The sequence below is a fragment of the Butyrivibrio proteoclasticus genome (assembly GCF_900115735.1).
GTDB lineage: Bacteria > Bacillota > Clostridia > Lachnospirales > Lachnospiraceae > Butyrivibrio > Butyrivibrio proteoclasticus_B.
Genome location: NZ_FOXO01000004.1, coordinates 1 through 20,903, shown reverse-complemented (window position 1 = coordinate 20,903; position 20,903 = coordinate 1). Strand labels below are relative to the sequence as shown.

General features: G+C 40.6%; 20 protein-coding genes and 1 pseudogene. All 21 read left to right on the top strand.

Annotation, left to right across the window (positions count from 1 at the left end):
* The first annotated feature begins 203 nt into the window (after positions 1-203).
* The 21 genes and pseudogenes from BM146_RS20145 to BM146_RS03475 all read left to right on the top strand — a co-directional run bounded on the left by BM146_RS20145 (position 204) and on the right by BM146_RS03475 (position 20,880).
* The gene (locus BM146_RS20145) at positions 204-326 is read left to right on the top strand and encodes a hypothetical protein (RefSeq protein ID WP_022776056.1); all 123 of its coding nucleotides are present in this window, start codon (positions 204-206) and stop codon (positions 324-326) included.
* A complete protein-coding gene (locus BM146_RS03565) occupies positions 323-901 on the top strand; it encodes an ABC transporter ATP-binding protein (RefSeq protein WP_074884448.1) in 579 nt (192 codons plus the stop codon). The genes BM146_RS20145 and BM146_RS03565 overlap by 4 nt, the downstream gene beginning before the upstream one ends.
* Before the next feature lie 322 nt (positions 902-1,223).
* The gene (locus BM146_RS03560) at positions 1,224-4,028 is read left to right on the top strand and encodes an ATP-binding protein (protein WP_242949334.1); all 2,805 of its coding nucleotides are present in this window, start codon (positions 1,224-1,226) and stop codon (positions 4,026-4,028) included.
* Between the two features lie 40 nt (positions 4,029-4,068).
* Entirely contained in the window at positions 4,069-5,385 is a 1,317-nt protein-coding gene (locus BM146_RS03555; protein ID WP_074884441.1) for an ABC transporter substrate-binding protein, read from the top strand.
* Between the two features lie 22 nt (positions 5,386-5,407).
* Positions 5,408-6,424, top strand: coding sequence for an HD-GYP domain-containing protein (locus BM146_RS03550; RefSeq protein ID WP_074884439.1), 1,017 nt, complete (start codon positions 5,408-5,410; stop codon positions 6,422-6,424).
* An 88-nt stretch (positions 6,425-6,512) separates the two neighbouring features.
* Positions 6,513-6,806 carry a hypothetical protein gene (locus BM146_RS03545; protein ID WP_074884436.1) on the top strand — a complete coding sequence of 98 codons (294 nt, stop codon included), beginning with the start codon at positions 6,513-6,515 and terminating at the stop codon, positions 6,804-6,806.
* A 414-nt stretch (positions 6,807-7,220) separates the two neighbouring features.
* Positions 7,221-8,291, top strand: coding sequence for an ABC transporter substrate-binding protein (locus tag BM146_RS03540; RefSeq protein ID WP_242949332.1), 1,071 nt, complete (start codon positions 7,221-7,223; stop codon positions 8,289-8,291).
* Between the two features lie 24 nt (positions 8,292-8,315).
* The gene (locus BM146_RS03535; protein WP_074884433.1) at positions 8,316-9,209 is read left to right on the top strand and encodes an ABC transporter permease; all 894 of its coding nucleotides are present in this window, start codon (positions 8,316-8,318) and stop codon (positions 9,207-9,209) included.
* A complete protein-coding gene (locus BM146_RS03530; RefSeq protein ID WP_074884431.1) occupies positions 9,202-9,987 on the top strand; it encodes an ABC transporter ATP-binding protein in 786 nt (261 codons plus the stop codon). Before BM146_RS03535 ends, BM146_RS03530 begins: the two co-directional genes overlap by 8 nt.
* 128 nt (positions 9,988-10,115) lie before the next feature.
* The gene (gene yjeM, locus BM146_RS03525; RefSeq protein ID WP_074884426.1) at positions 10,116-11,672 is read left to right on the top strand and encodes a glutamate/gamma-aminobutyrate family transporter YjeM; all 1,557 of its coding nucleotides are present in this window, start codon (positions 10,116-10,118) and stop codon (positions 11,670-11,672) included.
* A 90-nt stretch (positions 11,673-11,762) separates the two neighbouring features.
* Complete coding sequence (locus BM146_RS03520; RefSeq protein WP_242949331.1) at positions 11,763-12,659, top strand: nuclear transport factor 2 family protein; 897 nt, start codon at positions 11,763-11,765, stop codon at positions 12,657-12,659.
* Positions 12,660-12,715: 56 nt separating this feature from the next.
* Positions 12,716-13,156, top strand: coding sequence for an Rrf2 family transcriptional regulator (locus BM146_RS03515; RefSeq protein WP_074884423.1), 441 nt, complete (start codon positions 12,716-12,718; stop codon positions 13,154-13,156).
* A 180-nt stretch (positions 13,157-13,336) separates the two neighbouring features.
* Positions 13,337-14,518, top strand: a complete 1,182-nt coding sequence (locus tag BM146_RS03510; protein WP_074884420.1) for a helix-turn-helix domain-containing protein — start codon at positions 13,337-13,339, stop codon at positions 14,516-14,518.
* Positions 14,484-15,266: a protein-ADP-ribose hydrolase gene (locus BM146_RS03505; protein WP_074884416.1), complete on the top strand. Its 783-nt coding sequence runs from the start codon at positions 14,484-14,486 to the stop codon at positions 15,264-15,266. Before BM146_RS03510 ends, BM146_RS03505 begins: the two co-directional genes overlap by 35 nt.
* A gap of 20 nt (positions 15,267-15,286) precedes the next feature.
* Complete coding sequence (locus BM146_RS03500; protein WP_074884413.1) at positions 15,287-16,282, top strand: SIR2 family NAD-dependent protein deacylase; 996 nt, start codon at positions 15,287-15,289, stop codon at positions 16,280-16,282.
* A 155-nt stretch (positions 16,283-16,437) separates the two neighbouring features.
* Positions 16,438-16,602 carry a hypothetical protein gene (locus BM146_RS19325; RefSeq protein WP_177201577.1) on the top strand — a complete coding sequence of 55 codons (165 nt, stop codon included), beginning with the start codon at positions 16,438-16,440 and terminating at the stop codon, positions 16,600-16,602.
* A gap of 173 nt (positions 16,603-16,775) precedes the next feature.
* Positions 16,776-18,242, top strand: coding sequence for an amino acid adenylation domain-containing protein (locus BM146_RS03495; RefSeq protein WP_027207572.1), 1,467 nt, complete (start codon positions 16,776-16,778; stop codon positions 18,240-18,242).
* A complete protein-coding gene (locus BM146_RS03490) occupies positions 18,239-18,730 on the top strand; it encodes a GNAT family N-acetyltransferase (protein WP_242949330.1) in 492 nt (163 codons plus the stop codon). Before BM146_RS03495 ends, BM146_RS03490 begins: the two co-directional genes overlap by 4 nt.
* A 43-nt stretch (positions 18,731-18,773) precedes the next feature.
* Complete coding sequence (locus tag BM146_RS03485) at positions 18,774-20,003, top strand: MGH1-like glycoside hydrolase domain-containing protein (RefSeq protein ID WP_074884410.1); 1,230 nt, start codon at positions 18,774-18,776, stop codon at positions 20,001-20,003.
* Positions 20,004-20,103: 100 nt separating this feature from the next.
* Positions 20,104-20,412 (top strand): annotated as a pseudogene (locus BM146_RS03480) (radical SAM protein); the annotation flags it as partial.
* A 30-nt stretch (positions 20,413-20,442) separates the two neighbouring features.
* Complete coding sequence (locus tag BM146_RS03475) at positions 20,443-20,880, top strand: radical SAM mobile pair system MarR family transcriptional regulator (protein ID WP_013282512.1); 438 nt, start codon at positions 20,443-20,445, stop codon at positions 20,878-20,880.
* The last annotated feature ends 23 nt before the right edge of the window (positions 20,881-20,903 follow it).

Below are 20,903 nucleotides of genomic sequence, written 5' to 3'. Positions count from 1 at the left end.
TCGTTGGTGCTAAGCGCTGACGACTTTCTGTTTGTATAAGCTTAAGAAATTGGAAATTGATTGGGAGCCAATCACTTATGCATATACATAAGGATATACATAAATGAGTTTCTAATATGGGCCTAAGGATGGTATTATTTATATGTTTAACAATAATAATGATTATTATCATCTACCTACTACAATGAACAGGGGAGAAATTTATGGACAGCAGATTTAAGCAGCTTTTGGAAATGGCCAAAGTGTACAGAATGCCTGGGGACAGGGTAATCAGATACATCTATATTCCTGAGTTTTTCAATCTTTTCAGGAGGAAGAGCAAATGATAATTGAGGTAAAAGATGTATCAAAAGCCTATGGCGAGAAGAAAGTCCTTGATGGATTTAATCTGAATATAGAGGATGAGCACAGCTACATTATAACCGGTGGACATGGCGCTGGTAAGACCACACTGCTTCGACTTGTCTTAGGACTTGAAAAGCCGGATTCCGGCAAAGTAGGACTTCTTGGGGATTATAAATATCCTTACATAAACGCAGGTGTAGTCTTTCAAGAAGACAGGCTTTGCGAGGGCTTTTCAGCAGTTACAAACTGTGCCATGGTAAGCAAAAAAGTATTTAAGCAGACAGTAAGGGAAGAACTCCTAAAACTCCTTCCAGAGGATAAAGTAGATATTCCCGTCAAGAATCTTTCAAGCGCAGAAAGACGCTTGGTCTGCATAGCAAGAGCCTGCTGCATTCCAAGCGATGTCCTCGTAATGGACGAGCCCTTCAAAGGCCTCACCCCCTCCGAAAAGGAAAAAGCCATATCCTTCATCCGAGACAAACAAGGCTCCGGTTCCCTCGTAATTGCATCAGAAGACACAACCGGACTCGATTTTGGCAGAATCATTACCTTATAAACAATGCAAGCAATAACAAGCTCCTCTTACAGACGGTCTCCGCCCTTGAGGGGAGTTTTTGATGCACAAGACCGGCAAGCGAATGGATGCTTGCATACAAATTCATTTGCCGGTCGTAAGAACATGGAGCACTAAGTGCGGAATGTTCGTGTGCGAAATCGAGTAGGAGTCAGCCTACTCGATTGGTGTAAGAATCGCAATGATGATACGAGAATAGACCATAAACCGTTTGTTTGGTATAATAAAATATAAGTGATTATCGGTTAAATTAAGTGAGGATAAGTGAGACCGTGGCTTTTGTGGAGGTAGTGGCGTGAAGAGAATGCTGATCATTATTGTTGATCTTTTGATAATGGTATTGATTCTTTTCTTCATAGTTCAGTATGCCAATACTAAGATGAGGGAAAGTAATGAGAGAGTCGTCGAGGATTTTGAGAAGATGACGATCACTGCGGAACAGATCATTATGAATTACCTGGAGGACGAGCAGCATCTTTGCGATATTTGGGCGAACTATATTAATCGATCCGCTGAGGCGGGATCGCCAATGACCGGTGAGGAAGCAATTTCTTTTATCAGAAAGGCAAAGATATCTTCGAGTATTTATGGACATCTTATATTTCTTGATAAGACCTCTCAAAGTGGGATATCTACTAATGCGAGCTCAAAGGATGCAAATGATTATTCGGTTTCATACCGCTATCTTAACATTTTTGACAACATTGATGAGATAAGTAGAGAAGTTGGTAAGGTCAACTTAACAAGAGCGTATACTAATCCCCAGAATGGAGTGCAGTCAATGGCATTTCTTAATTACGTAAAAGTTCTGGATGAGTCAGATGGGCAGCTTTCAGAGGCAATTCTTATGCGCGTAGAGCCTGTCAGTATACTTGAGGATAAGCTTGTATTTCTTAAAGGTGAGTATGAAAACGTTGAGATTTCTCTCATTAACAAGGAGGGAGAATATCTGGTCCATGGTAAATCGCTGAAAAATTCTAACTTTTTTGAATATTATAAATCCTATAACGAAGCAGACATTGCAGATTACAACGAAATGCGAGATGAGGTCACTTCGGAGACAGGAACCATGACAATGAACAACTCAAAAGGAGAAGAATGTGTAATATCCTACACTCCTTTGAAATCAATGAATACATGGTTTCTTTTGGCTTATATACCAACGGGTGAACTTAAGGCGGCAAATACAGTTGTTGACTGGCTTTTACTGGGAATGGTGACGCTTGGTCTTTTATCTCTCCTTGCCTTCAATTACCTGATACTGATGCTCTATAACAAAAAGCTTGCGGAGGCTGCAGAGGCTGCTAATCTGGCAAATGAGGCAAAAACGCACTTCCTATCCACTATGTCTCATGATATCCGCACACCTATGAATGCGATTCTGGGACTTAATGAAATGGTTCTTAGAGACAGTCATGAGGAAGAAATCGTGGCATATTCGGAAAGTATAAGGACAGCAGGAAAGACACTTATGGGCATTATCAATGATATCCTTGATCTTTCCAAGATAGAAGCAGGGAAAATGGATATCATCGATGTTGATTACAGCTTTGTCTCAATGCTAAATGACCTTGTGAATATGGTTCAGGGAAAAGCGCGGGATAAGGGCCTTTCTTTTGACATTGAAGTTGACAGGGATATTCCGATTATATTGCACGGAGATGAGATACGAATTAAACAGGTCATCACCAATATCCTTTCAAACGCTGTTAAATACACGAAAGAGGGTTCAATCACTTTTAAGGCGGGATTTGAGAAGATGGAAGAAAACCCCGATTCTGTAAAACTCATAATAAGTGTAAAAGACACAGGAATCGGGATAAACCCCAAAGATATGGACCGCTTGTTTGTTGCCTTTGAGCGTATCGATGAAAATAAGAACAGAGACATAGAAGGAACCGGCCTTGGCATGAGTATAGCCCAGAGCTTTCTGCGAATGATGGGAAGCAGTATTGAGGTTGAAAGTCAATATGGCAAGGGGTCAACTTTCTCATTTGAACTGGTGCAGGGAGTCAGGGACTGGAGTCCTATTGGCAACTATGAGGAGACCTTTAAACGTGCTGTTTCTGAGAGGAAAAGATATCGTGAAAGCTTTACAGCACCTGATGCCAGACTTTTGGTTGTTGATGACACAGAGGTCAATCTTTTAGTTTTCAAGAATCTGCTAAAACGTACTAAAATGCAGATAGATACGGCAACAAGTGGAAATGAAGCAATAGCATTATATAAACGAAATAAGTACGATGCTATTTTTCTTGATCATATGATGCCTGATAAGGATGGAATAGAGACTATTACGGAGATGAAAGGAATCCAGGATTCGCCTAATACCCTGACGCCGATCATATGTCTTACCGCCAATGCTATTTCGGGTATGCGCGAAATGTACATAAACGCAGGCTTTGACGATTATATTACGAAGCCAATTGACCCGAAGAGGCTTGAGGTGTTGCTTTTTGAGTATCTGCCAAAAGAGAAGATTGCTCCTGCATCTGACGATAGCAGCGATGGAGACTGTTTTATCCCGGATTTTGTTTGGAAGATCAGATCCATTGATGTAAATGCAGGAATCCTTCACTGTGGAAGCCAGAAATCTTACATGGATACGTTAAAGACATATTTTGATTCCGGACAAAAAAATGCAGAAGAGATAGAAAAATACTGGAATGGAAAAGATATTAAGAATACTACTGTAAAAATACATGCGCTTAAGAGCACCTCCCGTGTGATTGGTGCGATGGAGCTTGGAGATTTTGCGGCACGTCTTGAAAAGGCCGGAGAAGAAGGAGATGTCAAAACTCTTGAAACGGATATAGAAAAACTTTTAATCATGTATCGTAATCTGCTTACAGAGATGGAAATGCTTGGAAGTATAGATGGGGGCGTGGAGGGCAGTGACAAGCCTTTAATCTTAGAACAGGATATAAAAAAGACCTATGAAACTATTTCAAAGCTTTGCGAAGCTTTTGATTTTGACGGTGTGGTAGAAACTGTGAAATCCCTTGAAAAGTACAGATTTCCGGAGAGTGAATCTGCAAAATTTGAAACCATAAAAAAGGCTGTCGACAATTTTGATTATGATCTGATACCTAAAATCATATCAGGCTAAAGCAAAAGAGAAATTCTTTTGGATACGGAAAGGAGTCAGCATGAAGATGGAAACAGTGAGAATGGCAAAAAGGATGCTGGGCTTAACATCGGCTGTAGCAATGGTGTTTTGCTTTACTGCCTGCGGACAAAAAGCGGAAGAAAGCACTGAGTTTAAACCTGCCTTGTCTTCTGAAACATCATGCCAGATCAAGGTTGCAGGAAACTATTCAAATTTCGAATCCCTTGAGAGCGAGTTTGAACGCTTTTATGAGTACTATCCAAATGTCAGCCTCAATTACGTATATCTTGATGACTATAGCAACACGATAACTAGCGCACTTATGAGCGATGAGGCTCCTGATATATATGTTACGACTACATGGATGCTTGATGATCCCAAAATGGCTCCGGTCTTTGAAAATGCTGAGATTCTGTCAGATCCTGCCCTTGATATCAATCTGGAATGCATTAGAAAAGGCGCAAGATGGACTTTGGAAAATGGGGATGTGGTTATGCTTCCTATATTTACCAGGTCCTATGGAATGCTTGTGAATATGGATCTTTTTGAAAAAAATGGTCTTGAAGTTCCTGATAATTACAGTGAACTTGTGGATGCATGCGATAAGTTCAAGGCAGCAGGGTACGAAACACCTGTCATGGGAGCAAATAGTCTGACAGTTGCAGGAATGTACTATCCGTTTGCTTTTCCGCTCTTTTGTGATGGGGTCCTCAAAAAACCTGAATCTGTAGAACCACTTAATTCTATGGAAAAGTCAGCAGGTGAGATGATGCGCCCGGCCCTTGAAAAAATTAAAACTTTTGTTGATAAGGGATATATGGATCCTGAGCGGTGTTCAAATGAGATAGAGGATGATTACAATGCCGTTATCATGCGCTTTTTTGAGGGAGATGTCCCTATGATGCTAGGAAGCGGAGACATGGTTTCAGGAACCCAAAAGAGAGAGAGTAAGTCTGAAGCTTTTGTGGCAAACCCCTTTAAATATAAATTCTATGTGGTACCAATTGAAGATGAGGGCGGATATTTCCTTGATTCTGTCAATCTGTTCTTCAGTGTAAATAAAAACAGCCTCAATCTGGATATGACCAATGAATTTATCAGATTCATCATGAGAGAGAAAGAACTCGGTAATATGGCGGCAATCAAGAGACTTATCACTCCGACAAATGATTTTTCTTTGGATGAAGTTTACTCATCTCTTGAGGAATTTCCGGAGGATAGATACATTAGCTACCAGGAGACCGGACTTAATGATGCTGTAAATAAGGAATTTCTCGCAGCTGCATACAAGGTTGCAAATGGCGAGATGACGATAGATGCGGCAGTAAGCGGGTATGGCAGCCTGTGGGATGAGTAAGCATCTGCGGAAAGGATACCAAATGGAAGAACACGTAGTTGTTGTAGATGATGATGTGATCATATTAAAAAATGCCAATACAGTCCTTTCAGATGCCGGCTTTAGGGTCACATGCCTAAAGAGCGGACGGCTTTTGCTGGATTATGTAAAAAAGAATGAGATAGATATGCTGCTTTTGGATATCAAGATGCCGGAGCTTGACGGCTTTGAGACCATGAGCCTTCTTAGAAAATGGGAAAGAGAAAGCGGGGCAAAAGAAATACCTGTTATCTTTTTTACCGCAAATGATGATTGCGCATCGGAGACAGCAGGACTCTCATTGGGAGCTATGGACTTTATAAGAAAGCCCTTTGTTGCGGATGTTTTAACCCTTCGTGTAAGGCACCTTCTTGACCTTATCAGATTTCAGAATTATCTCCATGCAGAAATTGAGAGAAAGACAAAAGAAATAGAGGGATTGTCGCTCCATGTGGTACATACCCTTGCAGATGCGATCGATGCCAAGGATGCCTATACAAAGGGCCATTCAGGAAGAGTTGCCGAGTATGCAAGAGAAATAGCAAAAAGAGCCGGTTATTCTTTTGACAGGCAGGAAGAAATATACATGATGGGGCTTCTTCACGATGTAGGCAAGATCGGCGTGCCTGACGCGGTGATCAATAAACCGGGGAAGCTTACAGACGAGGAGTTTGAAAAAATAAAGACACATCCCGAAAGGGGCGCAAGGATCCTTCAGAATATTGAAGAAATGCCAAAACTCGCCATAGGAGCAAGGTGGCACCATGAGCGCTACGACGGAAAAGGCTATCCGGACGGATTATCTGGCGATGAAATTCCGGAAGAAGCCAGGATCATAGCGGTTGCCGATGCCTATGATGCAATGACCAGTAACAGAAGCTACAGAGGCATTATCCCTCAGAATGTGGTCAAAGGAGAGTTTGAGAAAGGCTTAGGAACCCAGTTTGATCCGCGTTTTGCGACTATTATGCTTGAAATAATAAATGAAGACGTGGACTACAAACTTCATGAGGGACCTTAGAGGGAGCAACCTAGTGTAGCTAATAGGGAGAGAAAAGATGCAATTGATAAAATGCATTATTATAAAAAATTTTAAGGAGGATTAAATCATGAAATTTGATGAACTTAGCCCTGAGCTTATAGAAAAAGCTCAAAAATGCGAAAACTATGAGGAAAGGATGGCATTTATCAGGGAAAATGAAATAGAACTGACAGATGATCAAATGGAAGCAGTAAATGGTGGAAGAGGTTCGCACATGTATGGAGAGAAATGCCCGGAATGCAAAAAAGATATTTTGATGCCAACCGGTAAGTCAAGACCGGGGAAAATTTTTGGAACTCTTTGGCCAGATTATGAGTATGCTTGTGGCGCTTGCGGATATACTACATGGAAATATATTTGAACCGTAATTATCTGTAGTCAGATCTCTCTAATGAACAGATAGATAAATCTATTGACAAAAAAATTTAATGCTTTTATACTTTAACTTAATAAACCGTTGAGGAAGAGTAAGTAACCGATATGTGAGCATCACAGCTAGTCGCAGATGGTGAGAGTGCGATATGTAGCATAACGGCGAATGGACTTCCAAGGGCAAACAGAAAGGGTTGTACCTTAGTATGGGCGACGGGGCAGGACTCCCCGTTATAAAAGGTCAGCATATGTATGTATGCGTTAAGAGGGCGTCTATGACGTCAAGCAGGGTGGCACCGCAGATGATTATTTTATCTGTCCCGGCATTTTAACAATGCAGGGGCAGATTTTTTTGCTTTATAAAAAATCTGCTCCGAAACACAAAACCAAAAGGAGAAAAGATATGAAAAAAGCACAGATCACAAAGAAACTAATGTCAATAGTAATGGCAGCAGGTATCGGCCTTGTAGCAGCAGGATGCGCATCTTCAGGTGCTGGCACCACGGGAAGTAATGACCAGGCAAGTGAAGGGACTAAAGAGTATAAGATTGGCATATGCAATTATGTTGATGATGCTTCCCTTAATCAGATTGTAGATAATATTCAGAGCGAGCTAAGTGTCATAGCAGAGAAGGAAGGTGTCACATTTAATATAAAATATGACAACTGCAATGCTGATGCCAATGTGCTTAATCAGATTGTAGCTAATTTCCAGGCCGATAATGTAGATTTAATGATAGGTGTAGCGACACCTGTTGCAATGGCTATGCAGGGAGCAACTGATGGTCAGGATACACCTGTTGTATTTTCTGCAGTATCGGATCCTATTTCTACAGGTCTTGTGGATTCTCTTGATGCTCCCGGAGCCAATATCACAGGTACATCAGATATGCTCAATACAGAGGCAATCATGAATATGATCCTGGCAGCAGACCCTGATATTTCAAAGGTCGGTCTTTTATATGACGCCGGGCAGGATGCGTCCACAACAGCTATCAAAGATGCCAAAGAATTTCTTGAGGCTCACAATATAGAAGTTGTTGAGCAGACAGGAACCAATGTTGAAGAGGTTACTCTTGCAGCTAATGCGCTTGTTTCAGCCGGAGTAGAAGCTATTTTTACACCAACAGACAATACCATTATGACAGCTGAGCTTTCAATTTACGAGATCTTCCGAGAGGCAGGTATTCCTCACTACTGCGGAGCTGACTCTTTTGCACTTAACGGAGCATTTCTTGGATTTGGAGTTAACTATGCAGACCTTGGAAAAGAGACTGCTGATATGGCAGCTGACATTCTACTAAATGCAAAGGATCCTGGCAGCGTTGCAGTTAAGACTTTTGACAATGGTATCGTAACGATCAACGAAGATATGATGCTTGCTCTTGACATGAGCATGGATAGCGTAGAAAAAGCTTTTGGAGACTATGCTTCATCAATCCAGACTATCAAGACCGCAGAGAGTTTTGAATAATTATTTTTACAGAGGTTAAAAGACATGACATCCCTTATTCAAACTGCTGTAGAGCTGGGACTTATCAGCTCTCTTACAGTACTTGCTTTGTATATGAGTTATACCATGTTGAATGTGTGTGATTTATCGACAGATGGTGCATTCACTATGGGGGCTGCAGTAGGAGCAGTTATCACTTTATCTGGACATCCGTTTCTTGCTCTTCCTGCAGCGATGCTGTCAGGTATGCTGTCCGGCTTTGTGACAGCTCTTTTGCAGACAAAAATGGGCGTTGACAGCCTTCTTGCGGGCATTACTGTCAACACAGCTTTGTATTCTGTTAATATAGCTGTCATGGGAAAGTCGTCACTGCTTAATCTTAACAGTTCAGGAAGCATTTTTTCATATGCTTCAGACCTGATGGATGGCAGCTTTATGAATCCTTATTCTAAGCTTATAGTGATAACTCTTATAGTTATGCTGGTTATGATCTGTATCGTTGCATTCTTAAGGACAAGGCTTGGACTTGCCATAAGAGCAACGGGAGATAATCCTGATATGGTCAGATCTTCATCGATCAATACTGTTGCTATCACTATTACAGGGCTGTGTTTATCAAACTCTTTAACAGCTCTTTCAGGATGTCTTTTGGCTCAATATAACAAATCCGCCAACATTGACATAGGAACCGGAATGCTGACAATTGCTCTTGCATCCCTTCTTATTGGCAGGCTCTTTTTTAGAAATAAGGGAGTAGGTCATGGAGTAATAGGAGCTGTGATCGGGGCTATATTCTTCAGACTCGTCTATACAATGGCGCTTAGGCTCAATATGCCAGCCTTTATGCTAAAACTTGTTTCTTCCGTAATTGTCATTCTGGCAATAAGTGGACCTTATTTCCTTGGTAGGATGAGGAAGAAAGGAGGGGCCAATGCTTAAACTTCAATCTGTAAACAAGACCTTTGGAAAGGGCACAGTCAACGAGAAAAAAGCCCTCGGCAATATTGATCTTGATGTGAAAAAGGGAGATTTTATCAGCATTATCGGTTCAAATGGCGCAGGTAAATCAACTCTTTTAAACGCTATAAGCGGCGTGTTCGAAATAGATGGCGGAAGCATCATGCTTGATGGCGTGGATATCACCAGAATGTCCGAACACAAAAGGGCGGCAGTGATAGGTAGACTTTTTCAGGATCCAATGAAGGGGTCAGCTCCTTCCATGAGCATAGAGGACAATCTCTATCTGGCATCGGGGAAAAGAGGCTGGTTTTCTCATATGACAAGCGCAGACAGAAAAGAATTCAGGGAAAGACTAGCACTTTTGGGCATGGGACTGGAAGACAGGATGAAGCATCCGGTAGGTCTTTTATCCGGCGGACAGAGGCAGGCACTTACACTTTTGATGGCTACCTACAATGTTCCAAAGCTTCTTTTACTGGATGAGCATACGGCAGCTCTTGACCCTGCAACAGCGGAGAAAGTTCTTGCTCTGACTAAAGATGTCATAGAAAAGAACAATATAACCTGTCTTATGATCACTCATAATATGCAGTCCGCCCTTGATCTGGGCAATCGTACGATCATGATGAATGATGGCGAGATCATATATGATGTTGAGGGGGATAAGAGGGCGAAAACGACTGTTGAAGATCTTTTGCAGCTCTTTAAGGACAAATCAGGAGAAAAACTTACCAACGACAGAATGCTTCTTTCATAAGAAATGCGTTTTTTGTATTTTTGTATTAATGAGCCCTAGATATAGAGATAAATGAGAAAACGTGATATAATCGAGAACGTTGCGTTTATATAAATTAAATACAGAATAAATTTTTAAAGGAAGTAGTAATGAAAGAAGAAAAGAAATTAGGGCTCATGGCTCTCATACTGATGATCTTTACATCAGTATATGGCTTCAACAATATCCCGAGATCTTATTACTTAATGGGATATGCAGCAATACCATGGTTTGTTATTGCTGGTATTTTATTTTTTATACCATTTGCATTTATGGTGGCAGAGTTTGGCTCTGCATTTAAGGACGAAACAGGTGGTATGTATTCCTGGATGTGCAAGTCAGTAGGTCCAAAGTATGCATTCATCGGTACATTCATGTGGTACACATCATATGTACTTTGGATGGTAAATGTTTCATCAGGTATCTGGGTACCTGTATCAAATCTTATTTTTGGCGAGGATTGCACATCAAGCTGGTCTTTCTTTGGTTCAAAAATCCTTTCCGGCTCAAGACTTCTTGGTGTCATGGCAATCATCTTTTTTATCTTTATCACATACTTTGATTCAAAGGGTATTGATAAGATTAGCAAGGTAACATCAATTGGTGGTACAGCAGTTCTTGTGATCAACATCATGGTGGTTGTTGGTTCAGTAGTTATGATCATTGCTCGCCATGGTCAGCTTGAACAGCCATTTTTAGGCACAGAGTCTTTAATGGTTCCTCTTAACGCAGCTTATCAGGGCAGCCCAATCATGATCTTATCATTTATTGTATATGCACTTTTCGCTTACGGCGGAATCGAAGCAGTTGGCGGACTTGTTGATAAGACAGAGAATCCAAAGAAAAACTTCCCTAAGGGAATTGTGGCAGCAGCTTTGGTAATCGTAGTTGGTTATGCTATTCTTATCCTGCTTGTAGGCTCATTTACAAACTACAGCGAAATCCTTGGAACAGATAGCATTACACTTGGAAACGTCTCATATGTGATCATGTCAAACTTTGCAGCAGCTTTTGGCAAGGTGTTTGGTGCTTCTGTTGCTACCCAGGCTGCTCTTGCTCACGGATTTGCCAGAGTATACGCACTTATTATGCTTCTTGCACTTATGGGTGCTATGTTTGCACTTGTTTATTCGCCACTTAAGCAGATTATCGACGGAACTCCCAAGGAGCTTTGGCCGGGTAAAATGGGTGAGATTGCAGAGGACGGTATGCCAAAGAACGCTATGTGGATCCAGTGTGCAATCGTTTGTATCATGATTCTTTTAGTTTCATTTGGTGGCGATACAATGCAGCAGTTCTTTGTAATCTTAACAGCAATGGTAAATGTTGGTATGACAGTGCCATATATGTTTATTTCATTCGCATTCCCTAAGTTTAAGAAGATGAAGAACATTGACAGAAGCTTCGAAGTATTCAAGACTCAGAAGTCTGCAAATATCTGGGGCTATGTTGTAACACTTACATTGTTCTTTGCAAACGCTTTTGCTATTATTCAGCCAGCCATCGAAGGTGACTGGAAGACTACCTTCTGGTCATTAAGTGGTCCGGTTATCTTTGGACTTGCTGCATGGATCATTTATAAGCGTTATGAAAAGAAATTAGAAGCAGGTGAATTCAACAAAGAAAACACTGATGACGTTGATGATGAAAATGAAAATGTTGCGTAACAGAATAATAAATCGACTATTTTGTTTTGCTTTAAATCCAGGTGTTTAACTGCACCTGGAAATTTTTTTGAAAAAATTTAGATGTAACCATTGGCATTACAGCAAAACGATGCTATATTAACATCATCAGATGAAACCGCTATGGTTACAACAATGAACTTTTTAAAATTCGAGGATAATAACCTCGCAGGGCAGAGCCCGGAAAGGAAAATAATCATGACAAACAAGGAAAAAGCATTAGCTCTCATCGGAACATTCGTATCAGGAGATACAGCAAAGGCAAAAGAACTTTTGGCGCCTGGCTATATTCAGCATAACCTGGCATTTGGTACAGGAGCAGATGCATTTGTAGCAGCAGTTGAAGGACTTGCACAGGCACCTGTAAAAACAACGGTTAATAACATTCGCGCATTTGAGGATGGAGATAAGGTTTTCCTTCAGACAGTATATAATTTTGCAGGCGCAGGAGAGCAGGTCGGATTCGATGTTTTCAGATTCGATGAAGACGGTAAGATTGCAGAGCACTGGGATAATCTGGCAGACAAGGCAGCTCCTAATCCTTCAGGACATACTCAGATTGATGGAACTCTTGAGAAGAAAGATGTAGACAAGGAAGAAACACGTAAGGTTGTTGCCGGATTTGTAGGCGATGTACTCCGCGGGGAGAATCCGGATAAGCTTACTTCATATTATGACGGAGACAAGTACATTCAGCATAACACAGCAATATCAGATGGTCTTTCAGGTCTTGGAGCTGCACTTGAAGCTATGGCTAAGCAGGGAATCTCAATGGTTTATAACAAGACTCATATGGTTCTTGCAGATGGAGATTATGCTCTTGCCTGCTCAGAAGGAACCTTTGGCGGTGTACCTACAACCTACTATGATCTGTTCCGTGTTGAGAACGGATTTATCTCAGAGCACTGGGATGTAATGGAGACATTAGCTGATAGGTCTACATGGGCTAATGAAAACGGAAAGTTTTAATGTAACCATTGCAACTACAACTGCCTCGAAGTAAAATAGTGGCAGGAGGAACAAAAATGCAGATATCAAGCAGATTTACGGTTGCACTTCATATTTTTACATGCGTGGATACGTTTAAAGACGAACACAAGGTAACGAGCGATTTTCTTGCAGCCAGTATTAATACCAATCCTGTCATCATTAGAAAGATACTTACTCAACTTAAGAATGCAGGACTAATAAATGTTATCAGAGGAACGGGCGGAATAGAGCTTACGAGAGATCTTAAAGATATAACTTTTTATGATGTGTATCAGGCAATTGAGCCTTTGGAAGATGGGAATCTGTTCAGATTTCATGAATCACCAAATCCAGAGTGTCCAGTTGGAAGAAATATCCATTCATTGTTGGACGATAAATTAAAAGACATCCAGGAAGCAATGGAATCAGAGATGAAAAAATACACTCTTAATGATTTAAGATCCGGAATGCAGGAACTTTTGGCAAAAGAAGCTTAAGGATGAGACTCTGAGGTATTTACTTCAGAGTCTTTTTTCAAAGGATGCTATTGTTAATGCGGCTAATTCGCAGATGCTCGGTTGTTTTGTACCGATGCATACATGCATAGATAAAGCGGCACCTACCTCAATCACACAGGCATACAACAAAAGAATGGCAAGGTGCTCGTAAACCTTGCTATGCCTGTACCGAAGCCATCTGATGAAGCGGAACCAGGGGATATTCTCCGGTTCTATAGAGAGCAGCAAGGCATAAGTCAGGAAGATCTAGGAAAAGTAGTGGGTATTACGAACTGGGGAATTGTGAATATTGAAAAAGGTTTTAATCCGATTTATTACAAGGACGCAGTTGCTTTTGGAAAAACGCTTGGAATAGACCCAGATGTATTACTAAATGAATATACAAGGTTTTGTAAACCCGGATATGGAAAACGAATTAAAACAATAAGGAACTTATATGGTGTTTCTCAGTATGATTTTGCTGAAATGCTTGGGGCTGACAGGAGCACAGTTTCCGTATGGGAAGCTGAAGTAGAAGAACATCATCCAAATCCTGAGAATTATTTAAGATTAACGGAACTTGCTAAGAACGTAGGAATTGAAATAGAAAAGCTTATTGATAATCCTGATATTTATCAAGACGAATATTCCATTTTTACTAAGCACGGATTTGGTATTAAGGTTCAGAAAATCAGAAAATCCAATGGAATGACGAGAGAGCAATTTGCCAGGGCGATAGGCTGTGACAAAAATGAAGAAGGATTCTGGGAATGCGAATTTAAATGCCCATCTAGACCATCATATTATGCATTAAAACGTATGGCAGAAATATGTGGAATTGATCTTGATAAGCTAAATGAGGATCCTGAAGGATATGAATGCGTATATCAGGATTTCTTTGATAAAAAATGCGGGCGAAAAATAAAAAGCATTCGCATGGCTTATAGAATGAAATTATGCGATTTTGGTGACTTGCTTGGGTGTACAGGGGAAGCTGTATCAAAGTGGGAAAGAAATATCTGTGTTCCTGAATTTAAGTATGTAAAAATAATTGAGAGAGTAGCACTTAAAAAGGGAATAACACTTGCTCAGCTGAATGAATGCCCTGAACTTTTTGAGGATGATTATGAAGCCTTTTGCAAACCAGGTTATGGAGCATTATTGTCAGATATACGAAACAGCATGAGTGTTTCACGAGCTGAGTTTGCGAGAATGATTGGTATAAAACCATCTACTTATTGCCTTTGGGAGAGAGAACAATTTATTCCCAACAGAGATAACTATAATGTGCTTAAGAAAGCGCTGGCAGAGAAAGGAGTTTCGCTAGATGAACCATACAGAACAAAGAATATGGCTGATTAAAGAATTACAAAAGGATCCTTCGCAACTGAGTAATTATCCCATACCTGCTGACGAGCAAGGACAAAAGGATTTGCTGCGAGGAATAATGAATATATGGATGCCGAAGGAACTTAGTGATGAGTTCCTTAAAATCCAGGATGAGTATTTGACCGAAGAAAACAGAAGAATTGGAATTACGGACATTGAAGATTTACAGCCAACAGCAGGTAATAACAGACTATACCTATGGCAAGGAGATATGACTACATTAAAGGTGTCAGCCATTGTTAATCCGGCCAATGAAGCCTTATTGGGTTGTTTCCGAATTTTACATTCCTGCGCAGATAACGTTATTCATTCAAAAGCTGGACTTGGCCTCCGCTACAAATGTAACTGCATCATGGAAAAGCAGGGACATCCTGAACCAACAGGTCAGGCTAAGATTACTCCGGCGTACAATTTACCTTGTGATTATGTTATTCATACCGTGGGCCCTATAGTTCAAGGACCTCTGACTAAAAAACATGAGGAACTATTGGCATCCTGCTATAAATCATGCCTTGATATAGCAGAAGAAAATGGCGTAAAGAGCATTGCTTTATGCTGCATTTCTACCGGTGTTTTCATGTTTCCTAATCAGAGAGCTGCTGAGATTGCTGTAGAGACAGTTAAAAACTGGCTTGATGAGACAGGCAGTGAGATGAAGATTGTTTTCAATGTATTTAAGAATCTTGATTTTGAAATATATGAAAAACTGTTAAATGGTTAAGCTATAAGGAGTGTTTTATAATGACAACGGCTAAGATCAGATTGTTTCAGCCAAATGGATATCAAGAAACAATAAAAAAAGGTTTAAGTGCCATACATAGCTTTAACAGCGGTATGTCCCTTGGAAAAGATGATGATACAGAGCAGCTTGACAGATTAAAAGAAGAAATAAAGACAGCTGATGCTATTGTTATTGGAGCCGGGGCAGGACTTTCTACTTCCGCAGGGTTTACGTACAGTGGAGACCGGTTTAAAAAGTGGTTTTCTGATTTTGAAGGAAAATATGGTTTTCAGGACATGTATTCAGGCGGGTTTTACCCATACAAAACCAAGGAAGAGTTCTGGGCATATTGGTCAAGGTATATCTACATCAACAGATACCTTGATGCACCTAAAGATACTTATACAAAACTTTATAACCTTGTTAAGGATAAAGATTACTTTGTGATTACAACAAACGTGGATCATTGCTTTCAGAAAGCAGGCTTTGATAAGAAAAGATTATTTTACACTCAGGGAGATTATGGTCTGTTTCAAAGTTTGAATCCTGCAATTAGGGAAAACTTTAATAATGAAGACTGGGTGATGAATGCCATGGAATCTCAGGGATTTGTTAAGGATGGGAATGGAATTTTTGCAATACCATCTGGTGGTGGAGTCAGAATGGAAATTGACAGCAGTTTGATTCCAAAGTGTCCGATTGATGGTAGTGATGTTACCATGAATCTTAGAAGTGATGATACATTCCTTGAAGATGAAGGCTGGCATAGAGCATCAGCGGCTTATTCTGATTTCCTTAGAAGACATGAAACCCTGCATGTGCTTTTCCTGGAGCTTGGGGTAGGCAGCAATACACCAGTAATAATCAAGTATCCATTCTGGCAAATGACAATGGAAAATGAAAAAGCTACATATGCATGCTTGAATTACAAAGAGGCATACTGTCCCAGAGAGATAGAAAATAGGAGCGTATGCATTAACAGTGATATAGATGAGCTTTTGGATAAACTGGCATGATTTCAGAAAAAGAAAGATATTATCGGTATTAGAGATAGAAGGAGAAGACACAAGTAATGAGTGGTGCGAGTCAGTTACGGATGAGGACTATTTGAAAATTCAGTAAAAGTACAGGCATATTAGGAAGAGATAAAGGCTTAGGGCGTATAGACCATATGGTTTATACGTCTTTTTCTTTTACACCGAATTATCTGCTTGGGGTTGAGGAGAAGGAAGAGGATGCTTTTGATATGGAAATGAAGATTTTACTGAGGCGGATAACAGATGATAGGGTAAAGGCAATATTGGTGGCACAGATAAATGCAGTAGCAAATATTTAAAATATGACTCGCTTGTACCAAAAAATTGTGCCAGATACACCGCATAGTCACACAAAAGTAGCATCGGTGATACTATGTTTCAAAAAACTGCGTACTTGTGGGGCTTTGTATATTTCCTATATCATATGCATTGTAACGAAGAGATATGTGTGAAATATAGGAGGTACTAATAGATGAGTACAATAATTGAAAAATTCATGACACAGGTAAATGAGAATAAAGATGCTTTAGCAGTTTTTGATAATGAAAGAAATCTTAGTAGAAAGGAATTGCTTTTATTGGCAGATACAATAGCTGCAAGACTTCCCAAAGGATGCAAAAGAGTAGGCATAATGATGAACCATTCAGTTGAAATGATAGCATCCATATTTGCAGCATTGAGGGCTGGAGCAGCATATATACCTGTTGAACCATTTTTTCCAAAGGAAAGAATCAGATACATGATGGAAGAGGCTGAGGTGAGCGTGCTTATCACGAACAGAGAGTATGCAGACAGATTTCCCAAGTTAACAAATATAATTGTAGACAAAGGATTAGCTATAGAGGAAACAGCTGTAGGTGATGCTGAATATGACGAAAAGGATTTGGCTTATATCCTTTATACATCAGGAACTACAGGGAAGCCCAAGGGTGTTTCTGTAACGAATGCAAATGTATGTCATTATGTGAGAGCATTTTGCAATGAGTTTCACCCAGCCTGTGGCGATATAATGCTTCAGCATTCTGTTTGTTCTTTTGATATATTTGTTGAAGAGGTATTTACAACTCTTTTATCAGGAGCGGCCTTGGCTATTCCATCGGATGAAGAAAGAGCAGATGTTAAGAAGCTTATCGGATTTATCAAAAGAAATAATGTGACTATGCTTAGCGGCTTTCCATATCTTTTACAGGAAATCAATGACCTTCCGGAAATACCTAAGAGTTTGAGACTCCTCATAAGCGGAGGAGATGTTATAAGAGCTTCCTATATTACAAATCTTCTTGGAAAGGTGGAAGTTTACAATACCTATGGTCCTTCCGAGACCACAGTGTGCGCTTCTTATTGCAGATGCACCAAGGATAATGTCCTTGAAGATGGCACATTCCCTGTCGGAAAGTCTGTGCTTGGAACAGAAATCAAAGTCATGGATGAGGAAGGAAAAGAACTTCCAGATGGAGAAGTCGGAGAAATCTGCATTTTCGGAGGCGGCGTTTCTAACGGGTATATAGGAAACCGTTTTGAGGAGAATAAAGCATTTGTAAATACTGCAAACGGAAGAATGTATAAAAGCGGTGATCTTGGTTACTATCTGCCAGATGGCAACATTGCTTTTCTTCACAGAAAAGATACCCAGATAATGATTAAGGGAAAAAGAGTTGAGGTAAGTGAAGTTGAAAATATCCTTACCAAGTCAGAGCTTATCAAACAGGCATATGTTGCACCAAAAGTTGATGACAATAATCTATCCTACATGGTTGCCTATGTAGTGCCGGAAAAAGAGAACGTCAAACTTGCGGATATTACAGATTACATGAAGGATTATCTGACAGATTTTATGATTCCGGAGTATTTTGTTGAGCTTAAGCGCCTTCCACTTAATGCAAACGGTAAGGTTGATAAAATGGCACTTCCAAATGTTTTAAGGAAGGTGGCAGCGTGATAGATAATAATATAGCGATAAAAGAGCTTAAGGCAGATGATATAGAACTTTTGCTTTCACTTAGAATGGAGGTTTTGTCAAATGTCTTTTTTCAGGAAAAAGAAAAGCTCTCGGATGCTGAGTGGAATGATATCAGAAAAGAAAATGAAGAATATTATCAGGAAGAGCTTAAAAAGGGCGGTCATGTGGCTTGTGCAATATATGTGTCAGGAGAACTGGCAGGATGTGGCGGAGTTTGCCTGTATAGAGAGATGCCATCTCCGGACAATCGCAGCGGCAAATGTGCCTATCTTATGAATATATATGTCAGGCAGAAGTACAGAAGGCAGGGACTGGCAAAGGAGATATGCAGATATCTTATAGAGAGGGCGGCAGAGAAAGGTGCTGAAAAGATCTATCTTGAGAGCTCCGATATGGCCGTTGAATTATACAGATCCCTTGGATTTGAAGACATGAATGGCTACATGAAATTAAATACGATAAAATAGATTTATGTAATATCGTAAATCTTGTTTGGAACGGAGGTTTTATATGTTTTTCAAATCGTTATCTGATAATACACAAAAGAGGCTGATCCGTCGTCTTGAGGAGGTCAATCATGATATCAGGACACGCGGCATCAGTCGATCCGACAATTCTCATTCCGCTATTGCAGGGATTCAGGACCTCTTGACAGGATATAGCTACGGCGAGTTCTATGACTGGGATCTTTATTATGAAAATCTGTATCTTTCACATTTTGGTATTGCCCGTTACTGCCGTACGAATTTTGAGGCATTCCTGGACCGGCAGCTCGAATGTGGTTTTGTCGCACGCACGATGATGGAACAGCGAATGAGGCAGCATTTCAAACATTTTCTTGCTCAAATCGCCGTCTTAGGTTCTCGTCAGTTTGGCCGTTTTGAATGGCTGAAGGACCGTTATTATCAAAGGCTGATAAAATATCTGGATTACTGGTGCTGGTTCTGCGATTTTGACAAAAATGGACTAAGTGTGTGGGACAGTGCTGATCATTCCGGGATGGACAATCAGGATCTTAGGGCAGGACATATTTACAGCATGACGATCGAGGGGGTTGACCTGAACAGCTATCTGGTCCGCGAGTTTGATGCAATGTCTGTCATTGCGGAGGGACTGGGGCTGGAGGAAGATGCTTCTCAGTGGAAAGAGAAGGCTGCTGCCATGCGCGGAAGAATCAACGATATTATGTGGGACGAAAAAGACGGCTTCTATTATGACCGCAATGAAAGGACGGGTGAGCTTGTACGTTACAAGTCAGCTTCATCTTTTATGGCTCTATGGGCAGGTGTTGCGACCCAAAAGCAGGCAGACCGCATGATCAAAGAGCATCTTTTAAATCCTGAGGAGTTCTGGTTGGAATACCCCCTTGCATCCTGGGCAAAAAATGAAAAAGGATACTATCAACAGCGCCGCGGGGTTGAATGCACCTGGATGGGAGCTTGTTGGATCCCGGTTAATTACTCAGTCATGCATGCGCTGGTAAGATACGGGTATCAGGAAGAAGCAGCGGAACTTGCCGGAAAGAGTTTTGAAATGGTTTTGTCGGAAGACGCCACCCGAGAGTATTATAATGCCGAAACCGGTGTAGGGCAGGGGCTGAATCCTTTCTGGGGATGGTCAGCTCTTGCATATGCCATGCCTTTTGAACTCGAAGCCGGATATGATCCAACTGATCCGCATGCTGAAATCATACCGCTTCTCTCCGATATAACGGGGGTTGAATATCGCTTTGACAGATAATAACCGTTTGAAGTGATCCGTCGAGCAGCGTATCAGCAACGCCTCCGCTGCCCTGACGTTCATGCCATCCTTCTAAAGAGACCCTCGGGCAGTCGATGAGGAATTTAGAAAAGAGATGGATCGTGGTGCAACCATAGAAAAGAGACTGGATACAATGAAGCAGCTTTATGAAGCAGGAATAAAGACTACTTGCTTTATTTCGCCAATCTTCCCCGGGATTACAGATGTTGAAGCTATTATTGACAGGGCTAAGGACAGATGCAATCTTGTGTGGCTTGAGAATCTTAATCTCAGGGGAGACTACAGAGTTGTGATCATGAACTGGATTCATGAGAATCATCCGGAGCTTGATGAATTATATTATCAGGTTATGATATGTGTGCTTGACAAAAATACTCCTATATGGTAGTATAAAACTACGATATAGGAGTATTTAATTATGAAGACAAATGGTGGATTTCTTGTTACAAAAATAAAACAGCTGGGTGATCGTATATTTGAAAGGATACTGGCAGAAAAAAACATTGATGCATTTAACGGAGCTCAGGGAAGGATTCTTTATGTCTTATGGCAGGAAGATGGTGTTCCTATTAAAATTATTTCCGAGAAAAGCGGACTTGCAATTACTTCACTTACGACCATGCTTGAGCGGATGGAAAAAAACGGACTGATAAGCCGCAAAACTGATGAAGCTGATAAGAGAAAAACTCTTCTGTTCCTCACAGATAAAGCCAAAGAACTTAAAGAAGCTTATGACTCCGTATCCAATGAGATGGGGAATATTTATTATCGTGATTTTACGGATAAAGAGATTCTTCAGTTTGAAGAGTATCTTAACCGCATCAGGGTAAACCTTGAGGAATGGAGTGACAAATGAGTATCTGTATTAAAGATCAGATT

Excerpts from the sequence above, each read along its gene's own strand:
- BM146_RS03555 (WP_074884441.1), top strand. The coding sequence starts at position 4,069 with ATGAAGATGGAAACAGTGAGAATGGCAAAAAGGATGCTGGGCTTAACA.
- yjeM (WP_074884426.1), top strand. The coding sequence starts at position 10,116 with ATGAAAGAAGAAAAGAAATTAGGGCTCATGGCTCTCATACTGATGATC.
- BM146_RS03560 (WP_242949334.1), top strand. The coding sequence starts at position 1,224 with ATGCTGATCATTATTGTTGATCTTTTGATAATGGTATTGATTCTTTTC.
- BM146_RS03545 (WP_074884436.1), top strand. The coding sequence starts at position 6,513 with ATGAAATTTGATGAACTTAGCCCTGAGCTTATAGAAAAAGCTCAAAAA.
- BM146_RS03510 (WP_074884420.1), top strand. The coding sequence starts at position 13,337 with ATGCCTGTACCGAAGCCATCTGATGAAGCGGAACCAGGGGATATTCTC.
- BM146_RS03550 (WP_074884439.1), top strand. The coding sequence starts at position 5,408 with ATGGAAGAACACGTAGTTGTTGTAGATGATGATGTGATCATATTAAAA.
- BM146_RS03515 (WP_074884423.1), top strand. The coding sequence starts at position 12,716 with ATGCAGATATCAAGCAGATTTACGGTTGCACTTCATATTTTTACATGC.
- BM146_RS03485 (WP_074884410.1), top strand. The coding sequence starts at position 18,774 with ATGTTTTTCAAATCGTTATCTGATAATACACAAAAGAGGCTGATCCGT.
- BM146_RS03565 (WP_074884448.1), top strand. The coding sequence starts at position 323 with ATGATAATTGAGGTAAAAGATGTATCAAAAGCCTATGGCGAGAAGAAA.
- BM146_RS03500 (WP_074884413.1), top strand. The coding sequence starts at position 15,287 with ATGACAACGGCTAAGATCAGATTGTTTCAGCCAAATGGATATCAAGAA.
- BM146_RS03505 (WP_074884416.1), top strand. The coding sequence starts at position 14,484 with ATGAACCATACAGAACAAAGAATATGGCTGATTAAAGAATTACAAAAG.
- BM146_RS19325 (WP_177201577.1), top strand. The coding sequence starts at position 16,438 with ATGGTTTATACGTCTTTTTCTTTTACACCGAATTATCTGCTTGGGGTT.
- BM146_RS03535 (WP_074884433.1), top strand. The coding sequence starts at position 8,316 with ATGACATCCCTTATTCAAACTGCTGTAGAGCTGGGACTTATCAGCTCT.
- BM146_RS03530 (WP_074884431.1), top strand. The coding sequence starts at position 9,202 with ATGCTTAAACTTCAATCTGTAAACAAGACCTTTGGAAAGGGCACAGTC.
- BM146_RS03495 (WP_027207572.1), top strand. The coding sequence starts at position 16,776 with ATGAGTACAATAATTGAAAAATTCATGACACAGGTAAATGAGAATAAA.
- BM146_RS03540 (WP_242949332.1), top strand. The coding sequence starts at position 7,221 with ATGAAAAAAGCACAGATCACAAAGAAACTAATGTCAATAGTAATGGCA.
- BM146_RS20145 (WP_022776056.1), top strand. The coding sequence starts at position 204 with ATGGACAGCAGATTTAAGCAGCTTTTGGAAATGGCCAAAGTGTACAGA.
- BM146_RS03475 (WP_013282512.1), top strand. The coding sequence starts at position 20,443 with ATGAAGACAAATGGTGGATTTCTTGTTACAAAAATAAAACAGCTGGGT.